The sequence below is a fragment of the Citrobacter sp. RHBSTW-00881 genome, assembly GCF_013728515.1.
Lineage (GTDB): Bacteria > Pseudomonadota > Gammaproteobacteria > Enterobacterales > Enterobacteriaceae > Citrobacter > Citrobacter braakii.
On sequence record NZ_CP056269.1, the window covers coordinates 3002329 to 3015081 of the forward strand.

Here is a 12753-nt window from a genome sequence, read left to right on the forward strand (position 1 = left end):
TGCCAGACACTGGTTGTAATTTTATTACAGTGCACTGTACTGCTTTTACGTGAATCCGGAAACCGTAAACGCTTATCCAGCCGTGCTGTTACCGCGAACAGTCGCTTTATGGGCGTTTGTCGTCGCAAATTGGACAAAAAAGTCATCTTTTTTCGTACCCCTGAAGACGTAAGAAAACCCGACTCCGATCATGTAATGAAAAAAAACAACAACTATTCTGTCCATTTTGCCCCGTTGCTGCATTAGCAGGGGTAATATCTATACACGAAATTATGCCCCGATTTCTCCGTATCATTGAAATCGTTTTTGCCCATGACCCATGAGTCTACCTACATCATGAATATGCTGGAAAAAATCCAGTTAAAACTGGAACAGTTGAGCAAGTCAGAGCGTAAAGTCGCCGACATTATTCTTGCCTCTCCCGAGCGGGCAATCCATTCAAGCATCGCCACACTTGCTGTGGAAGCCAATGTCAGCGAACCGACGGTGAACCGTTTCTGTCGCAGCATGGATACCCGCGGCTTCCCTGATTTTAAACTGCATCTGGCGCAAAGTCTGGCAAATGGCACCCCATATGTTAATCGCAATGTGGATGAGGATGACAGCGTAGAATCTTACACGGGGAAAATCTTCGAGTCAGCGATGGCAAGCCTCGACCACGTCCGCCAGTCTCTGGATAACGCAGCGGTAAACCGGGCAGTAGATTTATTAACTCAGGCGAAAAAAATTGCCTTCTTTGGCCTCGGTTCTTCTGCCGCAGTGGCGCATGACGCAATGAATAAATTTTTCCGGTTTAACGTACCGGTAATCTATTCCGACGATATTGTTCTGCAACGCATGAGTTGCATGAATTGTAGCGACGATGACGTCATTGTGCTTATTTCTCATACCGGAAGAACCAAAAGTCTGGTGGAACTGGCGCAGTTGGCGCGGGAAAATGACGCCATGGTTATCGCCCTCACCTCTCCCGGCACGCCACTGGCGCGTGAAGCAACGCTGGCAATTACTCTCGATGTACCGGAAGATACTGACATTTATATGCCCATGGTCTCTCGACTTGCTCAACTGACCGTGATAGATGTGCTGGCTACAGGATTTACTTTGCGCCGTGGAGCAAAATTTAGAGATAACTTGAAGCGTGTCAAGGAAGCGCTCAAGGAATCGCGTTTTGATAAAGAATTACTCATCAAGAGTGATGACCGCTAAAAGCAATAACAATGTTCTACCCTTTTATCATCCGGGTCGTTCATTTACCGTTAATATTTGAGAACGACCGGATTAATGTTCACGCAACACCAAGTTGTTTCAGTCAACGGAGTATTACATGTCCAGAAGGCTTCGCAGAACCAAAATCGTTACCACGTTAGGCCCGGCAACTGACCGCGATAATAACCTTGAAAAGATTATCGCCGCGGGTGCGAACGTCGTACGTATGAACTTTTCTCACGGCTCTCCAGAAGATCACAAACTGCGGGCGGATAAGGTCCGTGAAATTGCCGCAAAACTGGGACGTCATGTAGCTATTTTGGGTGACCTGCAGGGACCTAAAATCCGCGTATCAACCTTTAAAGAAGGTAAAGTATTTCTTAACGTTGGCGACAAGTTCCTGTTAGACGCCAACCTCGGCAAAGGCGAAGGCGACAAAGAAAAAGTCGGTATTGATTATAAAGGACTGCCTGCTGACGTCGTCCCAGGCGATATCCTGCTGCTCGACGACGGCCGCGTACAGCTTAAAGTGCTGGAAGTTCAGGGCATGAAAGTCTTCACCGAAGTTACCGTCGGTGGCCCGCTGTCCAACAATAAGGGCATTAACAAACTGGGCGGCGGTCTCTCTGCTGAAGCCCTGACCGAAAAAGACAAAGCCGACATCGTCACCGCCGCGCAAATCAGCGTTGACTATCTGGCCGTCTCCTTCCCGCGCTGCGGCGAAGATCTGAACTATGCCCGCCGTCTGGCGCGCGACGCTGGCTGCGATGCGAAAATTGTCGCCAAGGTAGAACGTGCAGAAGCCGTCTGCGACCAGAATGCGATGGATGACATCATCCTTGCCTCCGACGTGGTGATGGTGGCGCGTGGCGACCTGGGCGTTGAAATTGGCGATCCTGAGCTGGTAGGTATTCAGAAAGCGTTGATTCGCCGCGCACGTCAGTTGAACCGTGCGGTCATTACCGCCACGCAGATGATGGAGTCGATGATCACCAACCCAATGCCGACCCGTGCGGAAGTGATGGACGTGGCTAACGCCGTCCTCGACGGTACCGATGCCGTTATGCTCTCTGCAGAAACTGCAGCAGGTCAGTACCCGGCTGAAACCGTCGCGGCTATGGCACGCGTCTGTTTGGGTGCTGAGAAGATCCCGAGCATCAATGTTTCTAAACACCGCCTTGACGTGCAGTTTGATAACGTTGAAGAAGCGATTGCCATGTCAGCGATGTATGCCGCTAACCACCTGAAAGGGGTCACCGCTATCATCACAATGACGGAATCCGGTCGTACTGCGCTGATGACTTCACGTATCAGTTCTGGTCTGCCGATTTTCGCCATGTCTCGTCATGAACGTACGCTGAATCTTACTTCCTTGTATCGCGGCGTCACCCCGGTTCACTTTGACAGCGAAACAGACGGCGTCGTTGCCGCCAGTGAAGCAGTGAACCTGCTGCGCGATAAAGGCTATCTGGTTTCCGGCGATCTGGTCATTGTGACGCAAGGCGATGTCATGAGCACCATCGGCTCAACGAATACCACGCGTATTCTGACCGTCGAGTAACGCCCCGTTTGATGTAAAAAAGCCTCTCGTTTGAGAGGCTTTTTTTTATTTCTTCGGATAAAGATCTTTGCGCTTATAAGGCTCAATTTCACCGGGTTTGCGCGTCTTAAGCAGTTTTAGAATCCAGGTGTATTGCTCGAGATGCGGCGTCACAAAGATTTCCACTTCTTCGTTCATTCGTCTGGCAATGGTGTGGTCATCCGCCGTCAGGATGTCATCCATCGGAGGACGAACCTGAATCGTTAAGCGATGCGTTTTCCCATTGTATACCGGGAACAGCGGCACCACACGGGCGTGACACACCTTCATCAGGCGGCCAATTGCCGGTAACGTGGCTTTATAGGTAGCAAAAAAGTCCACAAACTCGCTGTGCTCAGCGCCATGGTCCTGATCCGGCAGGTAGTATCCCCAATATCCCTGACGTACAGACTGAATAAACGGTTTGATGCCATCATTACGCGCATGCAAACGACCACCGAAACGACGGCGCACCGTGTTCCAGACATAATCGAATACCGGATTTCCCTGATTGTGGAACATCGCAGCCATTTTCTGTCCCTGGGAAGCCATCAGCATCGCTGGGATATCTACGCCCCAACCATGAGGAACCAGAAAAATCACTTTTTCATCGTTGCGACGCATCTCTTCGATGATTTCCAGCCCCTGCCAGTCGACCCGATGCTGAATTTTTTCCGGGCCGCGTATGGCGAGTTCCGACATCATAACCATCGCCTGAGGCGCAGTCGCAAACATCTCATCGACAATAGCTTCACGCTCAGCTTCGCTGCGCTCAGGAAAGCAGAGGGATAAATTGATTAGTGCTCTGCGACGCGAGCTTTTTCCCAGCCGCCCGGCCATTCTTCCGAGCTTTGCCAGAATTGGATCGCGAAATGATGCCGGCGTTAACGAAATACCTGCTATCGCCGCCACACCAAGCCATGCACCCCAGTAGCGCGGATGGCGAAATGATTTGTGAAACTCGGGGATATATTCAATATTCTTTTTTTTCGTTTCCATGCTCTTCCAGTGTCTGGTGCGGCGAAAAGTAGATCTGCTGATAGTGTAGCGGCGCGCGATGCGCCGTACAAAATAAAAAAGCCGGCACGCATAGCGTACCGGCTCTGTCAGCGTGTTAATTAATCGAAACGCAACTGAGGAACAACCTCTTTCACCTGTGCCAGGTAATCGGTGCGATCCGACCCGGTCAGACCTTCTGTGCGCGGCAGTTTCGCCGTCAGAGGATTCACTGCCTGCTGGTTGATCCAGACTTCGTAGTGCAGATGCGGACCCGTTGAACGCCCGGTATTGCCAGACAGCGCGATACGATCGCCACGTTTCACTTTTTGTCCTGGTTTGACCAACAACTTACGCAGGTGCATATAACGTGTGGTATAGGTGCGACCATGACGAACCGCAACATAGTATCCGGCTGCGCCGCTGCGCTTCGCTACAACCACTTCGCCATCACCCACCGACAGCACCGGCGTCCCCTGCGGCATCGCAAAGTCGACACCTTTGTGCGGCGCAACGCGTCCGGTCACCGGGTTCAGACGACGCGGGTTAAAGTTGGAAGAGATGCGGAACTGCTTAGCCGTCGGGAAACGCATAAAGCCTTTCGCCAGTCCGGTACCGTTGCGGTCATAGAACTTACCGTCTTCAGCACGGATTGCGTAGTAATCTTTACCTTCAGAACGCAAGCGTACGCCCAGCAGTTGGCTTTGCTCACGTTTACCGTCCAGCATTTCGCGAGACATCAGTACCGAGAACTCATCGCCTTTTTTCAGTTTGCGGAAATCCATCTGCCACTGCATGGCCTTAATCACTGCGCTGATTTCAGAGCTGGTCAGTCCGGCATCTTTGGCACTGGCGACGAAACTTCCGCCCACGGTGCCTTTGATTCGGCTGTTAACCCAATCGCCCTGCTGCATTTCGCTGCTCATTTTGAAACCCGTCGCGGTGCGATCGTAAGTACGGGTTTCACGACGGGAGACTTCCCAGGTCAGGCGCTGCAAGTCACCTTCCGCGCCTAACGTCCAGGAAAGTTGCTGACCAATTTTCAGGTTACGCAGTTGTTTGTCGGAAGCCGCGAGCTGGCTGATGTCACCCATATCGATGCCGTACTGATTCAGAATACTGCTCAGCGTATCGCCCGTGGAGACAACATACTCATGCACGCCGGCTTCACCAGACGTTTTGTCATCCAGTTCGTCCTGTGGGATAGCTTCGTCTTCCTGAGCGGCCTGATCGATAGGTTCGCTGGCCTCAGGCAATAGTGAGCGAATCTCGCTTTTTTCCAGCTCGATAGTTTTGACGATGGGTGCAGAATCAGGATGGTAAACATAGGGCCGCCAGACAGCGACGGCCAATGTCAGTACGGTAAGCGACCCCAGCATAACGCGATGGGGCCGCGGCAGATTATTAAATGCCAGAGCGACAGAGCGGGCTATCTGTTGCACGTAATCACTTCCTCATTAATCTCCTTTCAGGCAGCTCGCATACTGGTTGGCTAATTGGTTCAAAAACGCTGAATAGCTTGTTTTACCCAGTTTGATATTCGTTCCGAGCGGATCCAACGTTCCCATTCGAACGGATGTCCCTCTCGCGACGGCTTCAACGACCGCTGGCCTGAACTGTGGCTCAGCAAAAACGCAGGTTGCTTTTTGCTCAACCAACTGTGTTCTTATTTCATGTAAACGCTGCGCACCAGGTTGAATCTCAGGGTTCACGGTAAAGTGACCAAGCGGTGTTAGTCCGTAGTGTTTTTCGTAGTAGCCATAGGCGTCATGAAAAACGAAGTAACCTTTTCCCTTGAGCGGCGCGAGCTCGTTACCTACCTGCTTATCGGTTGCGGCTAATTGTGCCTCAAAATCCTTCAGGTTGGCGTCAAGTTTGGCTCGACTTTGCGGCATAAGTTCCACTAATTTTTCATGGATTGCAACCGCTGAGGCCCGTGCTATCTCTGGGGAAAGCCAAAGATGCATGTTGTAATCGCCGTGATGGTGATGCTCGTCACTTTTTTCACTGCCGGCATCATTATGTCCATGATCGTCATCATCGTCGTCAGCACCTTTCATGAGTAACGGCTTCACGTCATTGAGCTGCGCAATCGTTACCTGTTTTGCGTTAGGAATATTCTTGACTGATTTTTCCATAAACGCTTCCATCTCAGGTCCAATCCAAACGACTAAGTCCGCGCCCTGTAAGCGTTTTACGTCTGAAGGACGCAATGAGTAATCGTGTTCGGAAGCCCCGTCAGGCAACAGAACCTGGGTGTCAGTAACCCCGTCAGCAATGGCTGAAGCGATAAACCCCAGCGGCTTAAGAGAAGCCACGACAGCGGCATTTGCCGACTGTGTTGCACTACCCCAAAGAGCAGCGGATAATGCTGCGAAAAGAAGCGTATTTTTATGTAACATAATGCGACCAATCATCGTAATGAATGTGAGAATTGTGATATTATAACATTCTATAACTTCTGCAAGACTAAAATTGATATGGCGACTTTGGTTTCACTGGAAAATGTCTCGGTCTCTTATGGTCAACGCCGCGTCCTCTCTGACGTATCGCTTGAACTTCGACCCGGTAAAATATTGACGCTTCTCGGCCCAAATGGTGCCGGGAAATCTACGCTGGTGCGCGTTGTATTAGGGCTGGTAGAGGCTGATGAGGGAGTTATCAAGCGTAATGGTCGATTGCGGATTGGCTATGTGCCGCAAAAACTGTACCTCGATACTACGCTTCCGCTGACGGTAAGTCGGTTTATGCGCCTGCGTCCCGGCACCAAAAAAGAAGATATCCTTCCGGCACTGAAGCGTGTTCAGGCCGGACATCTGATGAATGCGCCGATGCAAAAACTCTCTGGCGGGGAGACACAACGCGTCCTGTTGGCCCGTGCTTTATTGAATAAACCTCAGCTACTGGTGCTTGATGAGCCAACCCAGGGCGTGGATGTCAATGGGCAAGTCGCGCTGTACGATCTTATCGACCAGTTGCGACGTGAACTGGATTGCGCCGTACTGATGGTTTCTCATGACCTGCATCTGGTGATGGCAAAAACCGATGAGGTACTGTGCCTGAACCATCACATTTGTTGTTCTGGTGCGCCGGAAGTGGTTTCCATGCACCCAGAATTCATCTCAATGTTCGGACAACGCGGTGCCGAACAACTCGGAATTTACCGTCATAATCATAATCACCGCCACGATTTACAGGGTCGTATCGTCTTACGCCGGGGAAATGGTCACTCATGATTGAATTGTTATTACCCGGTTGGTTAGCCGGGATCATGCTGGCCTGTGCCGCTGGCCCGCTCGGCTCGTTTGTGGTCTGGCGTCGAATGTCTTATTTCGGTGATACGCTGGCCCACGCTTCGCTACTGGGGGTCGCCTTTGGCCTGCTGCTGGATGTAAACCCTTTCTATGCGGTCATCGTCGTCACCTTATTGCTGGCAGGCGGTCTGGTATGGCTGGAAAAACGCCCTCACCTCGCGATTGATACCTTACTGGGCATTATGGCCCACAGTGCACTGTCATTAGGCTTAGTTGTCGTCAGCCTGATGTCCAACATCCGTGTGGATCTGATGGCCTACCTGTTTGGTGATTTGCTCGCCGTGACGCCAGAAGATCTTATCTCCATCGCCATTGGGGTGGTTATCGTTCTGGCGATTTTGTTCTGGCAGTGGCGCAACCTGCTGTCGATGACCATCAGTCCGGATCTGGCATTTGTGGATGGCGTGAAGCTGCAACGCGTTAAGCTACTGCTGATGCTGGTCACAGCATTAACTATTGGCGTGGCGATGAAATTTGTCGGGGCATTAATTATCACCTCACTGCTTATTATCCCTGCGGCAACCGCCCGTCGCTTTGCCCGTACGCCAGAACAGATGGCAGGGGTTGCCGTTGGTGTGGGAATGATAGCGGTTACAGGCGGGCTGACCTTCTCGGCCTTCTATGACACCCCGGCAGGTCCTTCCGTGGTGCTGTGTGCTGCGCTGCTGTTTATCTTCAGCATGATGAAAAAACAGGCGAGCTAATGCGTATTTTAGCCGGATGGAGGCTATCGCCTTATCCGGCTTTTTATTTCATGAGCGAAATGCTTCCCTTCCCGCGGTTTATTAAATGTTTATCCCCACAGCCACATAATCAGCGTTAAACTATTTATACCGTTATTTTAGGGAGAAACGATGATGCGCGTACTGGTTGTCGAGGATAATGCTTTATTACGCCACCACCTCAAGGTTCAGTTACAGGATTTAGGGCATCAGGTGGATGATGCAGAAGATGCGAAGGAAGCGGACTATTATCTGAATGAACATCTGCCGGATATCGCGATCGTTGATTTAGGACTCCCCGATGAAGACGGTTTGTCATTGATCCGCCGTTGGCGCAGCAATGAGGTTTCGTTGCCGATTCTGGTGTTAACCGCGCGTGAAGGCTGGCAAGACAAGGTGGAAGTACTCAGCGCCGGAGCCGACGATTACGTCACCAAACCGTTTCATATCGAAGAGGTGGCTGCGCGCATGCAGGCACTGATGCGTCGCAACAGCGGTCTGGCATCGCAGATTATCTCTCTTCCTCCTTTCCAGGTGGACCTCTCTCGGCGCGAGTTATCCGTCAATGATGAAGTTATCAAGCTCACGGCGTTCGAATACACCATTATGGAAACACTTATCCGTAATAACGGCAAAGTGGTCAGTAAAGATTCGCTCATGTTACAGCTTTACCCGGATGCCGAGCTACGTGAAAGCCACACCATTGATGTTCTGATGGGGCGTCTGCGTAAAAAAATACAGGCGCAATACCCGGATGATGTTATCACCACCGTGCGTGGCCAGGGATATCTTTTTGAACTGCGCTAATGAATAAATTATTGCGTCATTTTTTCCCGTTATCACTGCGGTTGCGCTTTTTACTGGCAACCGCGGGCGTGGTATTGGTGCTTTCGCTGGCCTACGGCATGGTTGCCCTGGTGGGCTACAGCGTCAGCTTTGATAAAACAACGTTCCGCCTGCTGCGGGGTGAAAGTAACCTGTTCTATACCCTGGCAAAATGGGAGAACGGTAAGATAAACGTCGAGCTGCCTGAGAATCTCGATATGCAAAGCCCAACAATGTCGCTGATCTATAACGAAGACGGTGAGTTGTTGTGGGCGCAGCGCAATGTTCCCTGGCTGACGCACAGTATCCAACCGGAATGGCTAAAAGCGAACGGTTTTCATGAGATTGAAGCCAATGTAGATGCCACCAGCACCTTACTGGTCGAAGATCACTCCGCTCAGCAGCAGCTAAAAGAAGTCAGAGAAGATGACGACGATGCCGAAATGACCCACTCGGTCGCCGTGAACGTCTACCCCGCCACTGCCAGAATGCCACAGTTGACCATAGTGGTTGTCGATACCATTCCTATTGAGCTAAAGCGCTCGTATATGGTCTGGAGTTGGTTTATTTATGTGCTGGTCGCCAATCTGTTGCTGGTCATTCCGCTGTTATGGGTAGCCGCCTGGTGGAGTCTGCGGCCCATCGAATCACTGGCGCGTGAAGTCCGTGAGCTTGAGGAACATCATCGAGAGATGTTAAACCCCGCCACCACGCGCGAACTGACCAGCCTGGTCCGCAATCTTAATCGACTTTTAAAAAGCGAACGCGAGCGCTACGACAAATACCGTACGACGTTAACAGACCTCACCCACAGCCTGAAAACACCGCTGGCGGTATTACAGAGTACGCTCCGCTCGATGCGTAATGAAAAAATGAACGTAAGCGACGCGGAACCCATCATGCTGGAACAAATCAGCCGTATTTCCCAGCAGATTGGCTATTACCTGCATCGCGCCAGCATGCGTGGCAGCAGCGTGCTGCTTAGCCGCGAACTGCATCCGGTCGCGCCGTTGCTGGATAAACTCACCTCAGCGCTAAATAAGGTGTATCAGCGTAAAGGCGTCAACATAAATCTCGATATCTCACCCGAAATCAGTTTTGTGGGCGAACAGAACGATTTTGTCGAAGTGATGGGCAACGTGCTGGATAACGCATGTAAATATTGTCTGGAGTTTGTCGAGATTTCAGCGCATTTGTCTGAGGATCAGCTACACATTCTGGTTGAAGATGATGGTCCTGGTATTCCGCAAAGCAAACGGGAAGTGGTGTTTGACCGTGGACAGCGTGTCGATACGCTACGGCCAGGTCAAGGCGTTGGACTGGCGGTGGCACGAGAAATCACCGAACAGTATGACGGGCAGATTATTGCAGGCGATAGCCTGCTGGGTGGCGCGCGCATGGAAGTTATTTTTGGCCGCCAGCAGCCGGGGCAAAAAGACGAGTAATCGCCGCATGTAATAAATATGTACTGATTTCCCGCTTGCGGTTAAGTATCCGTTATAATCGGTTGCAGATACCAGCCTGCGGGATGCTCATTATGGAATACCAACTCACACTTAACTGGCCCGATTTTCTTGAACGCCACTGGCAGAAACGCCCGGTGGTCTTAAAACGCGGGTTTAACAACTTTATTGATCCACTCTCTCCTGACGAACTGGCTGGACTGGCAATGGAAAGCGAAGTCGACAGCCGACTCGTCAGCCACCAGGACGGTAAATGGCAGGTTAGCCACGGTCCGTTCGAAAGCTATGATCATCTCGGCGAGAACAACTGGTCGCTGCTGGTACAGGCGGTCAATCACTGGCATGAACCCACCGCCGCGCTGATGCGTCCGTTTCGTGAACTGCCGGACTGGAGAATCGACGATCTGATGATCTCCTTCTCCGTACCCGGCGGCGGCGTTGGCCCACATCTTGATCAGTACGATGTGTTTATCATCCAGGGAACCGGTCGACGTCGCTGGCGCGTGGGCGAAAAACTGCAGTTGAAGCAGCACTGCCCTCACCCGGACCTGCTGCAGGTCGCCCCGTTTGAAGCCATCATCGATGAAGAGCTGGAACCCGGCGATATCCTGTACATTCCACCAGGATTCCCGCACGAAGGCTATGCGCTGGAAAACGCCATGAACTATTCGGTCGGTTTCCGCGCGCCGAATACTCGCGAACTGATCAGCGGGTTCGCCGATTACGTTTTGCAACGTGAGCTGGGCAGCACGTATTACAGCGATCCTGACCTGCCGCCGCGCGATCATCCGGCTGACGTTCTGCCACAGGAAATGGACAAGCTGCGTGAAATGATGCTCGGACTGATTAATCAGCCGGAACATTTCCAGCAGTGGTTTGGCGAGTTTATATCTCAGTCTCGTCATGAGCTGGATATTGCTCCACCGGAGCCGCCGTATCAGCCAGACGAAATTTACGATGCCCTGAAGCAAGGGGATGTGTTAGTGCGTCTGGGCGGATTGCGCGTATTGCGCATCGGCGATGACGTCTACGCCAACGGTGAGAAAATTGATTCACCGCATCGCCCTGCCCTGGAAGCGCTTGCCAGCCATATTGTTCTGACGGCCGAGAACTTTGAGGATGCGCTGGAAGATCCGTCTTTCCTTGCCATGCTTGCCGCACTGGTTAACAGCGGATACTGGTTCTTCGAAGGATAATACGAACGGTGCCTGATGCGACGCTAGCGCGTCCTATCAGGCCTTCTGGAGTGAAATACTGTAGGCCGGATAAGCGAAGCGCTATCCGGCATCTATCGATAAATTTACTGCTGCTTTGCGGTTAACTCCGCAATACGTACAATCACCCGCACCGCTTTTTCCATTCCTTCCAGAGTTACAAACTCATGTTTACCATGATAGTTGTAGCCTCCGGTGAACAAATTCGGACACGGTAATCCCATAAACGACAGCTGCGCGCCGTCGGTGCCGCCACGAATAGGTTTCAGCACCGGCTCAATATCGCAATCGCGCATCGCCTTCTGGGCGATATCCAGCACGTGCGGATGCTCAATCACTTTTTCGCGCATATTGTAGTAGCTGTCTTCAATCACCAGTTCGATATAGCAATCCGGGTGTAACCCTTTGCCGACCTTTTTGGCGATCTCCATGATCTTGCGTTTGCGCGCTTCAAACTGCTTGCGGTCAAAATCACGGATGATGTAGTGCATATCCGCCCGATCGACCGTCCCTTTCATGCTCGCCAGATGATAAAAGCCTTCGTAGCCTTCCGTCGTTTCCGGGCTTTCGTCTGCCGGAACCTCAGCATGAATACGAGCAGCCAGCGACAGCGCATTCACCATCACCCCTTTTGCGGTACCGGGATGCACATTGTTGCCGACAATTTTGATATTAACCGACGCGGCGTTGAAGTTTTCAAATTCCAGCTCTCCCACGCCACCGCCGTCAACGGTATAGGCCCACTGCGCATCAAATGCCGCAACGTCAAAATGCTTCGCCCCTTTACCAACCTCTTCGTCCGGCGTAAAGGCCACGCGGATATCACCGTGCGGAATATCTTTTTGGATGAGCACCGCCAGCGCGGTCATGATTTCCGCCACGCCAGCTTTATCATCCGCGCCCAGCAGCGTTTTACCGTCTGTGGTGATCAGCGTCTGGCCCAGAAGTTGATGCAGCACCGGGAACATCACCGGCGACAGAACTTCATCACCAATGCCTAACGCAATATCGCCGCCGCGATAGTTTTCAACGATTTGCGGATTAACGTTTTTACCGCTGAAATCCGGTGAGGTATCCACATGGGAAATAAAGCCGATCGCGGGAATATTGCCAGCAACGTTAGCGGGCAACGTGGCCATCAGCGTCCCCTTTTCGCTCAGTGAAATGTTAACCAGCCCCATCTCTTCGAGCTGTTGTTTGAGCAGTTGTAATAATTTCCACTGTCCTTCGGTGCTGGGTACCTGCCGCACGCCCGATTTTGATTGGGTGTCCAGCGACACGTAGTGTAAAAAACGCTCAAGTAGTTTATCCATGCAGTCACCCTCACTTTTTGTGACAACATTATCAATAAGCAACAAAAGACAAATATTGCGTCAGGTCACTTTTATCCCCGCAAGTGAGAATATTTCGCCCTGACATCCCCTCTGACTATAG

At 51.6% G+C, this 12753-nt stretch carries 11 protein-coding genes; 7 read left to right on the forward strand and 4 right to left on the reverse strand.

The genetic code is table 11. The features are described from left to right. Positions 1 to 336: 336 nt before the first annotated feature. Positions 337 to 1206, forward strand: coding sequence for a MurR/RpiR family transcriptional regulator (locus tag HV311_RS14550; protein ID WP_019076523.1), 870 nt, complete (start codon positions 337 to 339; stop codon positions 1204 to 1206). 118 nt (positions 1207 to 1324) lie between these two features. Next, positions 1325 to 2767 (forward strand): pyruvate kinase, encoded by a 1443-nt coding sequence (gene pyk / locus HV311_RS14555; protein ID WP_016152765.1) that lies wholly within the window; start codon positions 1325 to 1327, stop codon positions 2765 to 2767. Between the two features lie 45 nt (positions 2768 to 2812). On the opposite strand, the gene lpxM is transcribed toward pyk, so the two are convergent. The 3 genes from lpxM to znuA form a co-directional block, all read right to left on the reverse strand. Then, complete coding sequence (lpxM, locus tag HV311_RS14560; protein ID WP_185654377.1) at positions 2813 to 3784, reverse strand: lauroyl-Kdo(2)-lipid IV(A) myristoyltransferase; 972 nt, start codon at positions 3782 to 3784, stop codon at positions 2813 to 2815. A 119-nt stretch (positions 3785 to 3903) separates the two neighbouring features. Beyond that, complete coding sequence (gene mepM, locus HV311_RS14565) at positions 3904 to 5223, reverse strand: murein DD-endopeptidase MepM (protein WP_016152763.1); 1320 nt, start codon at positions 5221 to 5223, stop codon at positions 3904 to 3906. Positions 5224 to 5238: 15 nt separating this feature from the next. Further along, complete coding sequence (znuA, locus tag HV311_RS14570) at positions 5239 to 6183, reverse strand: zinc ABC transporter substrate-binding protein ZnuA (protein WP_019076521.1); 945 nt, start codon at positions 6181 to 6183, stop codon at positions 5239 to 5241. A gap of 78 nt (positions 6184 to 6261) precedes the next feature. Between znuA and znuC the strand changes: the two genes are divergently transcribed. The 5 genes from znuC to roxA all read left to right on the forward strand — a co-directional run bounded on the left by znuC (position 6262) and on the right by roxA (position 11301). Next, complete coding sequence (gene znuC / locus HV311_RS14575; RefSeq protein WP_191220120.1) at positions 6262 to 7017, forward strand: zinc ABC transporter ATP-binding protein ZnuC; 756 nt, start codon at positions 6262 to 6264, stop codon at positions 7015 to 7017. Next, complete coding sequence (gene znuB / locus HV311_RS14580) at positions 7014 to 7799, forward strand: zinc ABC transporter permease subunit ZnuB (protein ID WP_016152760.1); 786 nt, start codon at positions 7014 to 7016, stop codon at positions 7797 to 7799. Before znuC ends, znuB begins: the two co-directional genes overlap by 4 nt. 153 nt (positions 7800 to 7952) lie before the next feature. Beyond that, positions 7953 to 8624 (forward strand): two-component system response regulator PhoP, encoded by a 672-nt coding sequence (gene phoP / locus HV311_RS14585; protein WP_003846709.1) that lies wholly within the window; start codon positions 7953 to 7955, stop codon positions 8622 to 8624. After that, positions 8624 to 10087: a two-component system sensor histidine kinase PhoQ gene (phoQ, locus tag HV311_RS14590; RefSeq protein ID WP_191220121.1), complete on the forward strand. Its 1464-nt coding sequence runs from the start codon at positions 8624 to 8626 to the stop codon at positions 10085 to 10087. The genes phoP and phoQ overlap by 1 nt, the downstream gene beginning before the upstream one ends. A gap of 92 nt (positions 10088 to 10179) precedes the next feature. Then, positions 10180 to 11301 (forward strand): [50S ribosomal protein L16]-arginine 3-hydroxylase, encoded by a 1122-nt coding sequence (gene roxA / locus HV311_RS14595; RefSeq protein WP_016152697.1) that lies wholly within the window; start codon positions 10180 to 10182, stop codon positions 11299 to 11301. A 104-nt stretch (positions 11302 to 11405) separates the two neighbouring features. Here the strand turns inward: roxA and pepT are convergent, their stop codons facing one another. After that, positions 11406 to 12632, reverse strand: a complete 1227-nt coding sequence (gene pepT / locus HV311_RS14600; protein WP_016152696.1) for a peptidase T — start codon at positions 12630 to 12632, stop codon at positions 11406 to 11408. Positions 12633 to 12753 lie beyond the last annotated feature (121 nt).